The organism is Nocardioides mangrovi (assembly GCF_020073815.1).
Classification (GTDB): Bacteria; Actinomycetota; Actinomycetes; order Propionibacteriales; family Nocardioidaceae; genus Nocardioides; species Nocardioides mangrovi.
The window spans coordinates 203,055-220,168 of the sequence record NZ_JAIQZJ010000004.1 but is presented as its reverse complement, the minus strand read 5'-3'; the positions used below and the strand labels follow the sequence as shown (position 1 = coordinate 220,168).

Below are 17,114 nucleotides of genomic sequence, written 5' to 3'. Positions count from 1 at the left end.
GGGGGCTTGGCCCCGCCGGTGTGCGGGGTGGCCGCCCCCAACCCCCGCGAATTCGTGCGGGACTACGACCCTCGACGCTCAGGCCGCCCGGTGGCCGAGCAGCCGACCCCGGAGCCCGTCGTCCAGGGCGCGGCGCGCAGCCACGGTCGTGGTGTCCCGCCACCAGCCAGGCGGCTCGATGGTCCACCGACGACGCGAGGCCGGGATGTCGGCAGCGCGGCCATAGGCCGATGAGAGCCGCTCGAGGTACCGCACAGGGTCCTGCCGATCTGCGGCCACCTTCGTCACCCCGACCAGGCCGTGCGACTCGAAGTCGTGCTGGCGATCCAGGTCACGGGCCCGCTGGGCGCCCGCCAGGTGCAAGGCTCCGTCGTACTGGCCGTACACGCCGGCCTCGGGGTCGAGGAGGTCCGGCGTACCCAGCAGACCTCCGTCGAGGTCGAAGACCGGCTGATTGCACAGAGGTCGCCGGCGACCGGTGGCGCGCTCCCACTCGAGACGCATCTCGACCTCCTGGGGTGACCAGCTGTTCTCGCGGGCCAGCCTTCGCGCCCGCCGGAAGAGCGGGATGCCCGTCCAACCGCGCAGCCCGGCCGCGAACTCATCGAGCTCGGCCAGCGAGACCAGGTCGTTGAAGCAGGCCATGTCGATCGTGGTCACCGCGGACAGGAGACTCGTGGCGTAGCGGACATCGAAGAGAACCGATCGGACCGCGTGGGTCACGCGCACGCCGTCGACCACCAGGAGGTCACCCGGCTTGAGCCGCTCCTCGCTGATCGGGAGCCCCGGCTGCGCGCGCGCCCAGTGGTTGCCCCCGACGGCACGAACGACCGGGCGCGTCTCCCCACCGCCCCACGGGGTCCCGTCGAACCACCGTCCGCCCATCCATCCCAAGGCGGCCCAACCCGTGATCCCGCCCCAGTCGTCCGGGAGCGCGGCCGCCGCCTCGACCACCCGCTGAGAGAGGGTGGTGGCGTCGACCTCGGCCGGCACGAAGAGTCCGCGGCTGGAGCGCCGCCAGCGCGGGCCGCGAGACTCATGCGGCGTAGGTCCGGTCTTGCCCTCCGGGTCGACGCGGACGGGCAGCACCACGTCGCGTCGTACCCCGGAGAGATCCATGGCGACACGGTGCCGGGATCCTCGATCTCGCGCGGGGGTAATCCACGGGGCCCTGGGGGCGTTCGCCCCGCACGTTTTCGCGGTCCAGGGCGGTTCTGACCGCGAGAACGTGCGGGACTACCGCATCCGACCCCTTGCAGTTGTCTTGCAGAAACGGTGAGCATCCGGGCAGCGGGGTCTTGAGATGACAGTTGTTCCATAGGTGTGTCAGGACGCCCCGCAGGCCGATCGCCAGGCGGGGAACCCACGGAAGGGACACCCCGATGCGCACCACCACCGCTCGCCGGACCATCACCAAGATCCTCGCCACCGTCGCCCTCGTGGGCGGCGCCGCCAGCGTCGCCGGCGTCGGCACCTTCGGTGCCTACACCGACACCACCGACGCGGGCGCCTCGGTCGACTCGGGCACCGTCGGCGTGCTGATGAACTCGGCCGCCAACAGCACCGGGGTCACCGCCTCGAAGATGGTGCCCGGCGACTCGATCGTGTTCCCGGTGACGATCCAGCTGGCTCCGAACTCCGTGCAGCTCGGCGGGCTCGACCTGACCACCACGATCACCAACAACAACGCGCTGACCCAGGCCCTGCGGCTCACGGTCGACAACTGCGACAAGCCCTGGGTCGTCAACGGCAACGCCATGACCTGCCCCGGTACGACGACGAACCTGTCGACCAACGGCCCGCTCGGCGACAACGGCCCGACCAGCGGCTGGGGCCAGACCTCCAGCTGGCTGCCGACGATCAACTCCGGCAAGGCCGTCTACATCCGAGCGACCCTCACCCTGCCGTCGTCGACGTCGGGCAGCTCCACCCAGGGCCTCAGCACCGGCGTCACCTGGACCCTGACCGGCACCCAGCGCACCGGCACCACCACCGTCGTCACCCCGACCGCCTCCTGATCGGACCATACCCATGACCGCCCACGTCCTCGAGCTGCCGCCGTTCACCGCGTACGCGCGGCACCGCCGCGAGCCCCAGGCGCGCGCCGTCGTACGGCGCGGCCTGAGCGCGCTCGCGTCGGTCGCGCTGCTCGCGGCGGTGGTCGGGTTCGCGGCCCTCGCGATCGGGCCGCACGTGCTCGGCTACCGCACCGCGGTGATGCTGACCGGCAGCATGACCGGCACCATCGACCCCGGCGACCTGGTCGTGTCGGAGCCGATCCCGGCCGACGAGGTCGAGGTGGGCGACATCCTCACCTTCCGGGCGCCGGTCGCCGACCAGCACGTGGAGACCCACCGGGTCATCGCGGTCAAGCACCACGCCGACGGCAGCGTCATGGTCCGCACGCAGGGCGACGCCAACCCGGGCCCGGACCCGTGGCGCGCGACGATCACCGACTCGACCGTCTGGAAGACCGAGCACGTGGTCCCGATGGTCGGCGACGTCATTCGCGCCCTGCGCTCCCCCGTGGTCCGCTACGGTGCCTCGTGGGTCGCGCTCGGTGCGGCCCTCCTTCTCGGGCTCTCGCTCATCTGGCGGTCGGACAAGGAGTAGCCGTGACGGAGAGAGTCGACTTCCGCCCCCTCGAGCCCCGGCGCCTGGTGCCCTCGGGGCCGGAGGTGCCGATGCCTGGCGCGGGCGCGGTGTTCCCCGTCGGCACGCTCGTCGACGAGCGCGACGGTCCGCCCGGGGGGCCGAAGGTCCTTCAGCTGGCGGCCCGCAGGCGATAGCCGACGCCGCGCACGGTCTCGACGAACCGCACCTCGCCGCGCCGGTCGCCGAGCTTGCGCCGCAGGTTGCCCATGTGCACCTCGACGTGGTGCGTCTCGCCCCACGTCTGACCCCAGACCTCCTGCATCAGGACGCTGCGCGACCACACCCGGGTCGGCGAGCGCATCAGCGTGACGAGCAGGTCGAACTCGGTCGGCGTCAGGCTGACCTCGGACCCGCCGCACCACGCCCGGTGGGCGTCGACGTCGACGGTCAGGTCGCCGTGGCGGAGCACCTCGTGCGCGATCTCGGAGTCGGGTACGACGGACACGACCGGCACCGGCTCGTCGTACGCCGGGGCGAGGCTCTCGGTGAGGCGGCGGGGCCGGCGGAACATCGCGTTGACGCGGGCCTTGAGCTCGCGGACGCTGATCGGCTTGGGGAGGTAGTCGTCGGCGCCGGTCTCCAGCCCGATCAGCCGGTCGATCTCGTCGCCCTGGGCGGTCACCATGACGACGTACGCGTCCGTGAGCGGCCGGATCCGCCGGCACACCTCGAGCCCGTCGATGCCGGGCAGGCCGACGTCGAGGGTGACCAGGTCCGGCTGGAGCGCGCTCACCATCTCGACGGCCGCCTGACCCTCGTCGGCGATGCTCACCTCGAAGCCCTGAGAGGTCAGCGCGATCTCGAGGAGCGACGCGGTGTCCGCATCGTCCTCGACCACGACTGCTCTGCGCGGCACCTGGGGCTCCCTGGGATGACTGGGTTGGCTGGCTTTGTCTGACACTTCCGGACAGAACATCGGCCGTCCCCCAGGGCACCTGAGGCGTAGCAGGGGTTATCCGAAGCGACCCGAGATGTAGGCCTCGGTCGACTCCTCGTCGGGGTTGGTGAACATCTTCGTGGTCGGGTTGAACTCCACCAGGTGGCCGGGCTGACCGGCGGCCTTGAGGTTGAAGAAGCCGGTGTCGTCGGAGACGCGCGCCGCCTGCTGCATGTTGTGGGTCACGATCACGATCGTGTACTCGGACTTGAGCTCGTGGATCAGGTCCTCGATCGCCGACGTCGAGATCGGGTCGAGCGCCGAGCACGGCTCGTCCATCAGCAGCACCTCGGGCTCGACCGCGATCGCGCGGGCGATGCAGAGGCGCTGCTGCTGGCCGCCCGACAGGCCCATACCGGGCTTGGACAGGCGGTCCTTGACCTCGTTCCAGAGGTTGGCGCCCTTGAGCGACTTCTCGACGATCGCGTCGGCGTCGGACTTCTTCAGCCGCTTGGAGTTGAGGCGCATCCCCGCGAGCACGTTGTCGTAGATCGACATCGTCGGGAAGGGGTTGGGTCGCTGGAAGACCATGCCGATCTGGCGGCGTACGGCGACCGGGTCGATCGCCGCGTCGTAGAGCGACTGACCGGAGACGACCACCTTGCCCTCGACGCGGGCGCCGGGGATCACCTCGTGCATCCGGTTGAGGGTGCGCAGGAAGGTGGACTTGCCGCAGCCGGAGGGTCCGATGAAGGCGGTGACCGCCTTCGACCGGATCGTCATGTTGACGCCCTCGACGGCGAGGAAGTCCCCGTAGTAGATGTTCAGGTCGGAGACGTCGATGCTCTTGGCCATGGTTTCTCTCTCACACAACGTTGCGCTCAACGGCGCCGTTCGGTCGGGGGGGCGAAGATCTTGCCGATGACCCGCGCCACCAGGTTCAGCAGCATGACGATGACGATGAGGACCAGAGCGGCCCCCCACGCCCGAGCGTAGCCCGGCGGGTCGCCACCCGTCGGCGGCGCGATCCCGGGCGAGGAGTACTGCTGGTAGATGTAGACCGGCAGCGTCATCATCCGCCCGTTGAAGAGGTTCATGTTCACCGAGTCGGTGGCGCCGGCGACGACCAGCAGCGGCGCGGTCTCGCCGATGACGCGCGAGACGGCGAGCACGACGCCGGTGACGATGCCGCCGAGCGCGGTCGGCAGCACGATCTTCGCGATGGTGCGCCACTTCGGCACGCCGAGGGCGTACGACGCCTCCCGGAGGTCGCTGGGCACGAGCCGCAGCATCTCCTCGGTCGAGCGCACCACCGTCGGGATCATCAGCAGCGAGAGCGCCACCGAGCCGGCGAAGCCGATCCGGATCGCCGGACCGAAGATCAGCACGAAGAGCGAGAGCGCGAAGAGACCGGCCACGATCGAGGGGATGCCGGTCATCACGTCGACCAGGAACGTCGTCCAGCGGGCGAGCCGGTTGCCCTTGCCGTACTCCACGAGGTAGATCGCGGTGAAGATGCCGATCGGCACGGAGATGACGGCGGTCGCGAGCGTGACGAGCAGGGTGCCCATGAGCGCGTGGTAGATGCCGCCGCCCTCACCGACGACGCCGCGCATCGAGTAGGTGAGGAACTCGCCGTCGATCGCGCCCAGGCCGTTCTTGAGGACCAGCCAGATCAGCCAGACCAGCGGCACCAGCACGGCGGCGAAGGCGGAGTAGACCAGGCACGTCGCGAGCCGGTCGGCGGCGTAGCGGCCGCCCTCGACCAGGCGGGACCAGAGGGGCAGGCCGATGTCGAAGAGGACGACCGCCAGCACGACGGTGCCGACCAGTCCCCACCCGAGGATCAGCGCCAGGCCACCGGACACGGCGACGGCGAGCGCGGCGACCAGCAGGACCGCGGCGCGCGGCAGCCGGACCGTGGACAGGCCCTCGGACAGCCCGTCCAGCTCCGGCTCGAGCGGAGTCGAGGTGCTCATCGCGTGATGCTCCGTTCACTGCGGGCGATCACCCAGCGGGCCGCGAAGTTGACCAGGAACGTCACCGCGAAGAGCACCAGGCCGGTCGCGATCAGGACAGCCTGGCGGTCCGGGCTCGCCTCCTTGTAGTTGGAGGCGATGTTCGACGCGATCGTCGCCGGGTTGGTGTCGGAGATCAGGTTGAGCGTGACGACCGGCGTGGCCGAGAGGACCATCGCGACCGCCATCGTCTCCCCGAGCGCGCGACCGAGACCGAGCATCACCGCGGAGATGACGCCGGAGCGGGCGTACGGGAAGACCGCGAGCCGGATCGTCTCCCAGCGGGTGGCGCCCAGCGCCATCGCCGCCTCCTCGTGGAGGCGCGGGGTCTGCGCGAAGATCTCGCGCGAGATCGCGGTGACGATCGGCACGACCATGACCGCGAGGACGATGCCCGCGGTCAGCATGGTGCGGCCGGTGACCGACGGCGGACCCGCGAAGAACGGGATGAAGTCGAGGTGCTCGAAGAGCCAGTTGATGACCGGCTTGGTCGCCTGGGCCAGCGCGAGGCCGCCCCAGAGGCCGTAGACGACGCTCGGCACGGCGGCGAGGAGGTCGATCACGTAGGCGATCGGGGCCGCGATCCGCGACGGTGCGTAGTGCGAGATGAAGAGGGCGACGCCGATCGAGAACGGCACCGCGATGACGAGGGCGACCACGGCGGCCCAGACGGTGCCGAAGACGAGCGGGCCGACGTACGACAGGAAGTCCTCCGCCGGCTTGTAGACGCCGGCGTCGGCGTGCAGGCCCGGGAAGCCCTCGATGAAGAGGAAGACGAACACGCCGGCGAGGGCCACCAGGATGGCGATCGCCGCGGCGGACGACAGCCCGGCGAAGACCCGGTCGCCCGGGCTCGTCGCCGGCCGCGACCTGGCCGCGCGTTCAGTCGGTTCGGTGACGGACACGGAGCTCCTGTCGGTTCATGGGAGCGCGGCGGCCCGGGTTCCGGACCGCCGCGCCCTCAGGGTCAAGCGGGACTACTTGGCGGCGATGACGCTCAGGGCGTCCGTCGCCTTCTGGGAGACCGAGTCCGGCAGCGGGGCCGAGCCCGCGGCGCTCGCCGCGGCCTGCTGGCCGTCGCTCGAGACGATGTACGTCAGGAAGGACTTGACGATGTCGGCGGTGCCCGCGCTGTCGTAGGTCGGGCAGGCCAGCAGGTAGGAGGTCAGGATCAGGGGGTAGGCGCCCGACTCCGTGGTGGTGCGGTCGATGTCGTAGGCAAGCATCGAGTCCGACGCGGTGTCGGCCGGCTGCGAGACCTCGAGGGTCTTGGCCGCACCCTCGGCGCTCGGCGCGTTGAACTCGCTGCCGACCTTCAGTGCGGCCTGGCCGAGGCCGCCGGCCTGGCTCTCGTCGGCGTACCCGATCGTCCCGTCGCCGCCCTTGACGGCGGCGATGACGCCCGACGTGCCCTCCGCGGACTCGCCGCCCTTGATCGGCCAGGTGTCCGAGGGCTCGTCGGTCCAGGCGCCGTCACCGGCCTTGCTCAGGTAGTCGGTGAAGTTGTGGGTGGTGCCGGAGTCGTCGGAGCGGTGCACCGGGGTGATCTTGGTGTCCGGCAGGTCGACGCCGTCGTTGAGCGCGGCGATGGCCGGGTCGTTCCACGCCGTGATCTTGCCGGCGAAGATCTCGGAGATCGTCTTCGCGTCGAGGTTGACCGAGTCCACGCCGGAGAGGTTGAAGACCACCGCGATGGGGCTGATGTACGCCGGGACCTCGATCGGGTCGGCGCCGCACTGCTCCTTGGCCTTGCTGAGCTCGCCCTCGTCGTCGGTGATGTAGGAGTCGGAGCCCGCGAAGAGGAACGCGCCGCTCTCGAAGCTCTCGCGACCCGCGCCGGAGCCGACCGGGTCGTAGGTGATGGTCACGTCCGGGTTGTCACCCTGGAACGCGGCGCGCCAGGCCTGCTGCGCCGAGTCCTGGGCGCTCGAGCCGCCGCCGGCGACCTCGCCGCTGAGGCCCGAGCTGCTCGAGCCGCCGCCGTCGCTGGCGTTGTCTTCGTTGCCGGCGCCGCACCCGGTCAGGGCGAGGGCGAGGACGGCGATACCGGGCACCACGGCCCGACGGATGGAAGTGCGAATCACTTCGTAGCTCCTGAACTTGGGTTCTCTTCTGCTCTGTCACCGCGAAGTTAGGGAGCGGAGGTGGACGGCTCCGGGGCCGTCGGTGAACGGGCGGTGAACTCGGCATGCCCAGTCGAAGACGCGCCGGGACTCACGAGACGGCGATCACGTGAACAACCCCAAATGGGGCTTGACAGCGCGATCCGGTCAGCGCGCCTGGTGGAGCTCGGACGCGACCACGGCGCCCTTGCGCACGTGCACCACGAGCATGCCACCGGGGGCAAGGCGCGGGTCCTCGACGCCGATGGCCTCGTAGACCGCGGGCAGCACGGGGCGGTGGCTGCAGAGCACCGCGCTCTCGTCGCCGTCGATCAGCTCGTCGACGATGCCGCCGACGCTCTCCGCGCTCGCCTCCTCCTCGCTGAGCCCGTCCTCGAGCTCGAGCTTCCACCCGGTCGTGTCGGAGTAGGGCGCGACGGTCTCGACGCAGCGCGTGCTGCTCGAGCTCACGATCCGGGTCACGTCGTACGCCGCCAGCATCGGGATCACCCGCTGGGCCTGGAGCCGGCCCGCCTGGAGCAGCGGCCGGAGCCGGTCGTCCTGGCGGCGCCACATCTTCCGGGAGCGCGCGTCGCCGTGCCGCAGGACCACCACCGCGTGGGTCTTGCGCCGCAGCGGGTAGGCCTCGCGCAGCGTGACGCGGTCGTGCTCGTAGCTGAGCAGCGTGCGCGCCTCGTCGTACGGCACCCAGGCGACCTGGTCGATCTCGTCGTTCGGGCGGTAGCCGGAGACGTCGGGGTCGCCGACCGCGCGGCCGACCCAGTAGGACACCGTCTTCATCCGGCCACCGGTCACCGGGTAGCGCTGCCCGTGCAGCGGCGGCCCGAGCCGGACGTGGAGCCCGGTCTCCTCCTCGACCTCGCGGACCGCGGCCGAGGTGATGTGCTCGCCCGGATCGAGCTTGCCCTTGGGGAATGACCAGTCGTCGTAGCGGGGACGATGCACGACGAGCACCCGCTTGCCGGAGCCGAAGACGACGGCGCCGGCGGCGAGCACGTCCTTCCCGGGCATGGCGTCAGGGTACGGCTCTTAGTCCGGCGCCGTAGCGAGCGGGGCTTCGCGCCGTTCTGGCAAGAAGGAGGTGCGAAGGCAGGCCGGAGGCCCGTCGAGTCGCCGACGACGCCGTCCAGAACGGATGCGAAGGCTCGCGCAGCCGGCGCTTTCCGGATCGGGAGTCGTGCCCTTAGTCTCACACCCCCGGAGCCGCGAACAGGAGCCCCCGTTGTCGAAGCGCACCACGGTCGCGATGGTGGTCGTCGCGGCGCTCGTCGTGGTGGCCGCCTCGCTGGTCGGTGTCCGGCTCTGGCGCGACCACGACCGCACCCCGCTGGAGCGGGCCGCGTCGTACGCCCCGGCGGACGCGCAGCGGCTCTCGTGGACGGACTGGGCGGCGGTCCGCGACCGCGTCGGCGCCCACCTCGACGAGGACTCCTCCCCCGGGAAGGTCGAGGACTTCCTCGACGAGGGGTACGACGACGACCTGACCGCCGCGTCGGCCCTCGTCCAGTCGGCCCGCGTGCTCCAGGCCCACTTCGGCTTCTCGCCCGCGACCGTCTCGTGGGAGCTCTTCAGCCAGGCCGATGACGGCGCCGTGGTGATCCTCAAGCTGCCGGACGACGCCGACCTCGACCACGTCGGGGACCAGCTCGAGGCGAGCGGCTTCACGCGGCCCGACCGCGACGACGGCGTCTGGCAGGGGGGCGACACCCTGCTCCCGGAGATCGGCGCCGACCTGACCCCCGAGCTGCAGTACGTCGCGATCGACGCTGGCGACGGCCTCGTGCTGACCAGCGACAAGGCCGACTACCTCCAGGGCGTCGTCGACCACCTGGGCGACACCGACCTCCCCGACCCGATGCAGGAGGTCGTCTCGGCGTCGGGCGACGCGCTCTCGGCGTCGGTCTACGCGGGCGACTACACCTGCTCGGCGCTCGCGATGAGCCACGCGGACGACGACGACCAGGCGACCGGCGAGCGGCTGGTCGCCGAGGCGGGCGAGGTCAACCCGGTCACGGCGTTCGCGATGTCGATGCAGCCCGGCGGCCACGTGCTGGTGGCGATGGGCTTCGAGGACGACGACCAGGCCCGGACCAACGCCGACACCCGTGCGACGCTCGCGGCGGGACCGGCCCCCGGACAGGGCGGCGACTTCACCGACCGCTTCACGGTCGCGTCGGCGACGGCGGACGGCGATCTGGTGCGGCTCGACCTGGTCCCGGTCGAGGGCGCGTACGTGCTCTCGGACCTCTCGTCGGGTCCGGTGCTCTTCGCGACCTGCTAGCTGCCCTAACTGCCCTGGCGCGGCGAAGGGACGACGCCGAGGATCTCGTCGATCTCGTCGACGCTCAGGTGCTCCTCGGACTCGCTGGCCGCGATGATGAGGTTCGTGGTCAGCTCGACCTCGCCGAGGAGGTCGGAGTCTTCGAGGGTCACGTCGAACTGGTCGTGCTGCACCCCATCACCTGCCGCCTGCATCTCGTGTCTGACCTCCCCTAACGCCAAGACTGCCCGACGGTCACGTCCCGAAACGCCCGATCATGGAAACTGGGTGTGACCTGACGGATGTCCGGGGATGCGAAAGGGGCCCCACCGCGAACGGTGGAGCCCCTCGAAGACGTGGTGGGCTGAGCCCGAGACGTCAGTCGCGGTCAGACCGGACGGACGTTCTCCGCCTGCGGGCCCTTCGGACCCTGGGTGACCTCGAACTCGACCTTCTGGTTCTCGTCGAGGGACTTGTAACCCTGGGTCTGGATGGCCGAGTAGTGCACGAAGACGTCGTCGCCGCCGTCCTCCTGCGCGATGAAGCCGAAACCCTTCTCGGCGTTGAACCACTTCACGGTGCCCTGAGCCATTGCTCGTGTACTCCTTAGTCGGGGCGAGAACCGTCACTTCGACGGTCCACACCAGATGCGGTGACACGTCGCTCCGACTTCGCGTGAGTGGCAGGCCCACGTAAGAAGAAACGCCGTTGGATCACAAACTCCGCGGGCGTCAGACCTGCTGGAACTTGCACCTGTTGCGCCGCATACATTACCAAGCAACACGTTCCAGCAAGAGGGCTGCGTCCGGTTTTCTCAGGAGCCGGATGAAGGTTGTGGGTCCGGGGTGTGACGGACAGGCAACGCCGCACCGGTCCGGTCACCCGCTCCGGGTGATCCGCCTCGGCTCGGGCGCCCCGAGCCTGGGGACATGGGAAGCGTGCTCGGCCAGCTCCTGCCGCTCGCGGTCGGGGTGGCCATCAGCCCGGTGCCGGTCATCGCCACGATCCTGATGCTGCTGGGCCCCCGGGCGCGGGCCGCCAGCGCGGGGTTCCTGCTCGGCTGGGTGGCCGGCATCCTGCTCGCGACCGTGGTCGTCGTCGCGATCGCGTCGAGCGCCGGGCTGGACGACGACGGCGACGACCCGTCGGCCGCGGCGGGCTGGATCAAGATCGCGCTCGGCGCGCTGCTGCTCCTGATGGCGGTCCGGCAGTGGCGAGGCCGGCCCCGACCGGGACAGGAGGCGACGCTGCCGCGCTGGATGGCGGCGATCGACACCCTCACCCTCACCAAGGGCGCGGGGCTCGGACTGCTGCTCTCGGCGGCCAACCCGAAGAACCTGTTGCTGTGCGTCGCCGCGGGCACCGCGATCGGCGGCGCCGGGACCGACACCGGCGAGGTGGTCGTCGCGGTCGCGTTCTTCACCGTCCTCGCGGCCTCGACGGTGGCCGTGCCCGTGGTCGGCTACCTGGTCGCGCACGACCGGCTGGCCGGCCCCCTGGACGAGCTCAAGGTCTGGCTCGAGCAGCACAACGCCGCGGTGATGAGCGTGCTGCTGCTGATCCTCGGCGCGGTGCTGGTCGGCAAGGGCCTCCGGGTCCTCTGACGCGCGCCGACGCTCGTGGCCGGTCGCTCAGCCGGACCAGCTGGCCGAGGCGAGGACCGAGGCGATGATCTGCGCCCACTCCTCCTGGGTGCCGTCGCCGAAGTCGCGGTCGAAGTTCAGGGTGTAGGCGACCCCGTCGTGGACGAGGCCGACCTGGTCCGCCGGGCCGAGGCCCTCCTCGATGCCGGAGATGTGGTACGCCGGCTCGCCGCCGAGGCTGACGATCGGCTCGATCGTGACCGACCCCTTCTTCCACCCTCCGCCGTGCGTGGCGGCGAACTTCCCCTGGCTCATCACGCTCTCGTCCGGGTCGACGGCCGGGATCTTGCCGATCGCGAGGTAGCCGCGTCGCTGCGGGGCGTCCGCCGACACCTGGAGCGTGCCGACGCTGTTCCCGCGGGTCCACCCCTCGGGGACGTGCACCGTGAGGGCGCCGTGCGTGAGCTCCAGACCGGTGGCGGGATCGACCGACGGACTCTCCGAGGTCGGCGCCGAGCTGCCCGCGCCGGAGCTCGACGAGGTGGGTGTCGGGTCGGCCGACGGGTCGCTGCCGTCGCTGCCGCAGGCGGTCAGCACCGCCGCGAGGGCGAGGCCGGTGACCAGGACGGGGACGCCGGCGCGGGCCGGGCGTCGTCGGGGCCCCCGAGGGCCGCGCGCTAGCTTCATGACCCAGTCATACCCGCGTCGTTTTAACTCACACGGGGCTGGGAAAGTGACAGCCGAACTGGCCACACTCGGGGGAGTAGACGTGAACTTCATTGCGGAGGTGTCCGGTGTCCTGACGGGCATCGGGGTCGATCAGGACACGATCGACACGATCAAGGGTGTGCTCTACACCAACCAGGAGCTGCTGCACGAGGACCAGCCCACGACCTCGACGGTGGGGGCCTTCGGGAGGTCGGCGGCCGGCGCCGACCTCGACACCCAGACCGCCACGGCGCACGAGCACGTCGTCGAGGCGCTCAAGGAGATGATCAAGGGGCTCGGCATCTACAGCCAGAACCTCACGACCTTCATGCAGGGCATGGACGACACCGACACCGAGCAGCAGGAGCTCTACGGCACCGTGCGCCAGAGCGTCCAGGCCGCCGGGCACTACCTCAACCACCACGACTTCCACGACCACCAGGACGGTGCCTGATGCCGCGCGCGGAGGAGAGCCGCCTGATCACGGCGCTCGAGGGAGCCAAGCACGAGGTCGTCGACACCGCCCACATCGAGTGGAACCGCTGCGGCCGGGCGCTCGACATCGTCGCCACGCAGCTCCAGAAATGCTCGATGGACGTGCCCGAGGGCGAGGCCGGCCACGCGACCTCCCAGGCGATGGAGAGCGCGTTCGCGACGTCCGCGAAGGCGATGAACGACCGCGCCGAGGCGCTCCGCGGCGGCGCCGAGGCCCTGCGCCTCTCCGCGCAGGAGATCAAGGCCGCCCAGGAGGCGCACGCGGCGCTCGGCCCGGAGCCCGGTGCTCCCGGTGACTTCAAGCCGGTCGACGACGACCCCACCTCGGACAAGTCGATCAAGGCGCGCAAGGACTACGACGCGGGCGTCGCCGACTACGAGGCCACGATGGCCCACCGCGAGGCGGTCTCGAAGAAGCACGCCGACCAGATGGACACCACCTTCCAGGCCTCCTCGGCCACGATGAAGGAGATCCACGGCGAGCCCGACCCGCAGCCGGAGAAGGCGCCGACCTCGGGCGGCAGCGACCCGGGCGGCCGGACCCCGGTCACCCCGACCGGTCACCCGCCGGCCGGCCCGACCGACTCCGGTCCGTGGAACCCGCCGAAGGGTCCCACCGACACCGGCCCCACGGGCCCGACCGGCCCCGGGGACGGGCCGTCGAACACCAACAACAGCAACGACCCGACCACCGGTGGACCCGGGCCGGTCCCGACCAACGACCCGCCGCCGGACTGGTGGTACGACCACGGCGGCAGCGGCGACCCCGGCGGTTCGGGGACGGCGACCCCGGGCGGCGGACTCACCTCCGTCGGTGGCGCGGTCGGCGCCGGTGCGGGCGTGGCCGGCGGCGGCATCGCCGCCGCGGCGCTCTCCGGCGGACTGCGCGGCGTGCTCGGCGGCGGGGTCGTCCCCACCTCCGGCGTCTCCGGCGCCTCCGGCGCGGCGGGCCGAGCGATCGGCACCGGCGCCCGCGCCTCCTCGAGCGGCGTCCTCGGTCGCACCGGCACCTCGACCTCCGGTGCCTCCGGGGCCGTCGGCCGCAGCGGCACCGGCGCCCGCGGCGCCGGTGCGGCCGGCCGCAGCAGCTCCAGCCGCGCCGCCGGCAAGGCCGGCGCCGGCTCGCGCGGCGCAGGCGGCCGAGGTGGAGCCGGAGCCGCTGGTCGCGGCAAGGGCAACAAGGACGACGAGCAGGGCAAGGCCCACGAGCTCTTCGACGTCGACGAGGACTGGACCGGCGACGAGGACGGCGCTCCCCCGGTGCTCCAGTAGGGGCCGCCGTCCCCCACCGCTACGCTGGCCCGGCGGTCGGCTCCCAGCCGGCCTCCGGGCCCCTAGCTCAATTGGCAGAGCAGTGGACTTTTAATCCATGGGTTGTGGGTTCGAGTCCCACGGGGCCTACCACCGATGCCGGTCCGCGCGCGGACCGGTCTACTCCACCCGGGCGGATTCGCACGAATTTTGCCTCGCGGGGCTGCGCTCCGAGGCTCGGACTCACTAGCCTCACCGCTGTTGAACCGTCGGTGACCCGAGACGCCGGCGGTTCACCTCATTTTCCGGCCGTGTCGATCCAGTAGCGGAGCTTGTGGTTGCGGGTGTCCTCGTAGACACCACCGCCGGCCTCGATGGTCCGCCGGGAGCCGACGTTGTCGTCGTCGCAGGTGACCAGGACCCGGTCGAGGCCGAGCGCGCCGGCCTCGCCGACGGCGAGGGCGAGCGCCCGGCCGGCGTGGCCCTCACGGCGGCGGGCGGGGCGGACGGCGTACCCGATGTGGCCGCCCTCCTCCAGCAGCCAGGGCGTGAGCGCGTGCCGCAGCGCCAGGAACCCGACGACCTCGCGCGTGGGTCCGTCGCCATCGGTCATCCAGAAGTAGGTGCAGTGGACCCGGTCCTCGGGGATCGGCGTGGCGGTGTCGCCGAGCGCGACCAGCCGCTCGGCCACGGCCGCGCAGCCGGCCGGCGACACGTCGAGGTCGTCGAACTCCCAGAGCCCGGCGCCGTGCACGTGCTCCTCGCCGGCGGCGTGGAACTCGGCGATCGTCTCCGACCAGGAGTCGGCGAGGCTGGCGTCGGGATGGGAGAGCGTGGTCACGCGACGATTCCACCAACTGGTGCGGACCGGTCGCCACCGGGTTTCCGACGCGACGAAACTGAAACATGTTCTAGGATCCCCGGCGTGGCCGGGTATGTGCGCGACGAGGTGGCGGATGCGGAGATCGAGCGGCAGAGGGCGCTCTACGGTCCGTTGGCCGACGCCGTGCGCGAGCTCGTCGACGCGACCATCCGGACCACCGTCGCCGACGAGGAGATCGCCGCTGCCACGGCCCAGGTCGAGGCGCTGACGGCGCGGCTGCGCGCCGAGCAGCTCGACGGGCCGTACGGCGTCCGCTACAGCGCGTCCGGTCGCGGCCGGCCCTGGGGCAACCCCGTGGTCGGGCTGCGCAACGCGATGTCCCCGCCGGTGGTGGTCGAGCGGGAGAGCACCGGCCGGGCGTGGAGCGACTTCCACCTGGGCGCGGCGTACGAGGGACCGCCGGGACTGGTCCACGGCGGCGTCTCGGCCCTCATCCTCGACCAGCTGCTCGGCGAGGCCACCGGGGCCGGCGGCAAGCCCGGCATGACCGCGACCCTGACCCTGCGCTACCGGCGCGCGACGCCGCTCGGCGACCTGCGCGCCGAGGCCTGGATCGAGCGCAGCGAGGGCATCCGCACCTGGGCCAAGGGTCAGCTCAGCGACGCCGAGGGCGTCACCGTCGAGGCCGAGGGCCTCTTCATCCTGCCCCGCTGGGCGCGCGAGCGGATGGCCGAGCAGGACCGGCAGGAGCCGACCCCGAAGTACTTCGAGTAGGCGCTAGCCGACCCGCTGCTCGACCGGGACGCCACGCTCGCCGGAGTCGGTGAGCCGCGCCTCCTCGGCCGCCTGGGCCTCGAGCTCCGCGCGCCGGGTCGTCTCGAGCATCGCCCGCGCGGCGTCGTACGCCCCGGGGTCGGAGACGAGGTCGGCCGCACCACCCTTGAGGCGACTGAGCGCCGACCGGGCGAAGATCTGCTGCTCGGTGGTGGTGCGCTCGGACCGGCCGCGGCCGATGAACGAGACCGCCCAGTGCAGCAGCGCGGTGACGCGGCTCTTGAAGCCGGTGATGTAGACGAGGTGCAGCGCGAGCCACATCAGCCAGGCGACCACGCCGGTGAGGCGCAGCTTGCCGATCAGCGCGACCGCGCGGAACCGGCTGATGATCGCCATCGACCCCTTGTCGAAGTAGTGGAACGGGCCCTGGGACGCCTTGCCCTTGATCCGGTTGTCGATCTCCTTGCCGGCGTACTTGGCGCCCTGGATCGCGACCTGGGCGACACCCGGGAGGTTGTCGAGCGCGATCATGTCGCCGACCACGAAGACCTCGGGGTGACCGGGCAGGGTGAGGTCGGGGTTGACCGCGATCCGGCCGGCACGGTCGAGCGGGGCACCGCTCTGCTCGGAGAGGGTCTTGCCGAGCGGGTTGGCCTGGACGCCGGCGGCCCAGATCTTCGCGACGCTCTCGATGCGCTCGACCCGGCCGTCCTTGAACTTCATCTCGATGCCGCGCTCGTCGACGTCGGTCACCATCGCGCCGAGGATCACCTCGACACCGAGCTTCTCGAGCTCCGACTTGGCCTTCGCGCCGAGCTTCTGCCCGAACGGCGGGAGCACCTGCGGCGCCGCGTCGACCAGGATCACCCGCGCGTGGCGGGTGTTGATGGCGCGGAAGTCCTTCTTCAGCGTGCGGTGCGAGAGCTCGGCGATCTGGCCCGCCATCTCCACCCCGGTCGGGCCGGCGCCGACCACGACGAAGGTGAGCAGGTGGTCGACGTTCTCGCCGCGCTGGGCGCCGATCTCGGCGAGCTCGAACGCACCGAAGATCCGGCCGCGGAGCTCGAGGGCGTCGTCGATGCTCTTCATGCCGGGCGCGAACTCGGAGAAGTGGTCGTTGCCGAAGTAGGACTGACCGGCGCCCGCCGCGACGATGAGCGAGTCGTACGGCGTCGTCGTCTCGCGGCCCAGCACCTTGGAGGTGACCGTGCGGGCGTCGAGGTCGATGTCGGTGACCTCGCCGAGCAGCACCTGGGCGTTGTCCTGGCCGGCCAGGATCTCGCGGGTCGACGGCGCGATCTCGCCCTGGGACAGGATGCCGGTCGCGACCTGGTAGAGCAGCGGCTGGAAGAGGTGGTGGGTCGTCTTCGCGATCAGCGTGACCTCGACGTCGGACCGGCGCAGTGCCTTGGTGCCGAAGAGACCGCCGAACCCGGAGCCGATGACGACCACGCGGTGGCGTCCCTCGCTCCCGATCGGCTGGTGGGTTTCCTGCGGGACTGGCTGCGCTGCCATGTCGGACCTTTCGTGCCGCGATTGGATCGTGC

Annotated in this window: 19 protein-coding genes and 1 tRNA gene; 8 read left to right on the top strand and 12 right to left on the bottom strand. The window is 71.3% G+C overall.

Annotated features, from left to right (window positions below; genetic code table 11):
- Positions 1-78 precede the first annotated feature (78 nt).
- Positions 79-1,119 (bottom strand): hypothetical protein, encoded by a 1,041-nt coding sequence (locus K8U61_RS09920; protein WP_224122847.1) that lies wholly within the window; start codon positions 1,117-1,119, stop codon positions 79-81.
- A 263-nt stretch (positions 1,120-1,382) separates the two neighbouring features.
- Between K8U61_RS09920 and K8U61_RS09915 the strand changes: the two genes are divergently transcribed.
- Positions 1,383-2,018, top strand: a complete 636-nt coding sequence (locus K8U61_RS09915) for a hypothetical protein (RefSeq protein ID WP_224122846.1) — start codon at positions 1,383-1,385, stop codon at positions 2,016-2,018.
- A gap of 13 nt (positions 2,019-2,031) precedes the next feature.
- Positions 2,032-2,613 (top strand): signal peptidase I, encoded by a 582-nt coding sequence (locus K8U61_RS09910; RefSeq protein ID WP_224122845.1) that lies wholly within the window; start codon positions 2,032-2,034, stop codon positions 2,611-2,613.
- A 151-nt stretch (positions 2,614-2,764) separates the two neighbouring features.
- Here K8U61_RS09910 and K8U61_RS09905 read toward each other — a convergent pair whose 3' ends face one another.
- The 6 genes from K8U61_RS09905 to K8U61_RS09880 all read right to left on the bottom strand — a co-directional run bounded on the left by K8U61_RS09905 (position 2,765) and on the right by K8U61_RS09880 (position 8,684).
- Positions 2,765-3,511, bottom strand: a complete 747-nt coding sequence (locus tag K8U61_RS09905) for a response regulator transcription factor (RefSeq protein WP_224122844.1) — start codon at positions 3,509-3,511, stop codon at positions 2,765-2,767.
- Positions 3,512-3,607: 96 nt separating this feature from the next.
- A complete protein-coding gene (gene pstB, locus K8U61_RS09900) occupies positions 3,608-4,387 on the bottom strand; it encodes a phosphate ABC transporter ATP-binding protein PstB (RefSeq protein WP_224122843.1) in 780 nt (259 codons plus the stop codon).
- A gap of 26 nt (positions 4,388-4,413) precedes the next feature.
- Entirely contained in the window at positions 4,414-5,511 is a 1,098-nt protein-coding gene (gene pstA, locus K8U61_RS09895; RefSeq protein WP_224122842.1) for a phosphate ABC transporter permease PstA, read from the bottom strand.
- Positions 5,508-6,455, bottom strand: a complete 948-nt coding sequence (gene pstC, locus K8U61_RS09890) for a phosphate ABC transporter permease subunit PstC (RefSeq protein WP_224122841.1) — start codon at positions 6,453-6,455, stop codon at positions 5,508-5,510. Before pstC ends, pstA begins: the two co-directional genes overlap by 4 nt.
- Before the next feature lie 72 nt (positions 6,456-6,527).
- Positions 6,528-7,634 (bottom strand): phosphate ABC transporter substrate-binding protein PstS, encoded by a 1,107-nt coding sequence (gene pstS, locus K8U61_RS09885; RefSeq protein ID WP_224122840.1) that lies wholly within the window; start codon positions 7,632-7,634, stop codon positions 6,528-6,530.
- Between the two features lie 186 nt (positions 7,635-7,820).
- Positions 7,821-8,684: an NUDIX hydrolase gene (locus tag K8U61_RS09880; protein WP_224122839.1), complete on the bottom strand. Its 864-nt coding sequence runs from the start codon at positions 8,682-8,684 to the stop codon at positions 7,821-7,823.
- Between the two features lie 211 nt (positions 8,685-8,895).
- On the opposite strand from K8U61_RS09880, the gene K8U61_RS09875 reads away from it, so the two are divergent.
- Complete coding sequence (locus K8U61_RS09875; protein WP_224122838.1) at positions 8,896-9,954, top strand: hypothetical protein; 1,059 nt, start codon at positions 8,896-8,898, stop codon at positions 9,952-9,954.
- 5 nt (positions 9,955-9,959) lie between these two features.
- On the opposite strand, the gene K8U61_RS09870 is transcribed toward K8U61_RS09875, so the two are convergent.
- Positions 9,960-10,127 (bottom strand): hypothetical protein, encoded by a 168-nt coding sequence (locus K8U61_RS09870; RefSeq protein ID WP_224122837.1) that lies wholly within the window; start codon positions 10,125-10,127, stop codon positions 9,960-9,962.
- 194 nt (positions 10,128-10,321) lie between these two features.
- A complete protein-coding gene (locus K8U61_RS09865) occupies positions 10,322-10,525 on the bottom strand; it encodes a cold-shock protein (RefSeq protein ID WP_224122836.1) in 204 nt (67 codons plus the stop codon).
- 337 nt (positions 10,526-10,862) lie between these two features.
- Between K8U61_RS09865 and K8U61_RS09860 the strand changes: the two genes are divergently transcribed.
- Entirely contained in the window at positions 10,863-11,537 is a 675-nt protein-coding gene (locus K8U61_RS09860) for a GAP family protein (RefSeq protein ID WP_224122835.1), read from the top strand.
- Between the two features lie 27 nt (positions 11,538-11,564).
- Here the strand turns inward: K8U61_RS09860 and K8U61_RS09855 are convergent, their stop codons facing one another.
- The gene (locus K8U61_RS09855; RefSeq protein WP_224122834.1) at positions 11,565-12,203 is read right to left on the bottom strand and encodes a hypothetical protein; all 639 of its coding nucleotides are present in this window, start codon (positions 12,201-12,203) and stop codon (positions 11,565-11,567) included.
- An 82-nt stretch (positions 12,204-12,285) separates the two neighbouring features.
- Here K8U61_RS09855 and K8U61_RS09850 point away from each other — a divergent pair, with 82 nt between their 5' ends.
- The 3 genes from K8U61_RS09850 (at position 12,286) to K8U61_RS09840 (ending at position 14,123) form a co-directional block, all read left to right on the top strand.
- A complete protein-coding gene (locus K8U61_RS09850) occupies positions 12,286-12,678 on the top strand; it encodes a hypothetical protein (RefSeq protein WP_224122833.1) in 393 nt (130 codons plus the stop codon).
- Positions 12,678-13,991: a hypothetical protein gene (locus K8U61_RS09845; RefSeq protein ID WP_224122832.1), complete on the top strand. Its 1,314-nt coding sequence runs from the start codon at positions 12,678-12,680 to the stop codon at positions 13,989-13,991. Before K8U61_RS09850 ends, K8U61_RS09845 begins: the two co-directional genes overlap by 1 nt.
- A 56-nt stretch (positions 13,992-14,047) precedes the next feature.
- Positions 14,048-14,123: transfer RNA gene (locus tag K8U61_RS09840), tRNA-Lys, on the top strand.
- Between the two features lie 145 nt (positions 14,124-14,268).
- Here K8U61_RS09840 and K8U61_RS09835 read toward each other — a convergent pair.
- Positions 14,269-14,811: a GNAT family N-acetyltransferase gene (locus tag K8U61_RS09835; RefSeq protein WP_224122831.1), complete on the bottom strand. Its 543-nt coding sequence runs from the start codon at positions 14,809-14,811 to the stop codon at positions 14,269-14,271.
- 84 nt (positions 14,812-14,895) lie between these two features.
- Here K8U61_RS09835 and K8U61_RS25440 point away from each other — a divergent pair, with 84 nt between their 5' ends.
- Entirely contained in the window at positions 14,896-15,567 is a 672-nt protein-coding gene (locus tag K8U61_RS25440; RefSeq protein WP_224122830.1) for a PaaI family thioesterase, read from the top strand.
- Positions 15,568-15,570: 3 nt separating this feature from the next.
- On the opposite strand, the gene K8U61_RS09825 is transcribed toward K8U61_RS25440, so the two are convergent.
- The gene (locus tag K8U61_RS09825; RefSeq protein ID WP_224122829.1) at positions 15,571-17,082 is read right to left on the bottom strand and encodes an NAD(P)/FAD-dependent oxidoreductase; all 1,512 of its coding nucleotides are present in this window, start codon (positions 17,080-17,082) and stop codon (positions 15,571-15,573) included.
- Positions 17,083-17,114 lie beyond the last annotated feature (32 nt).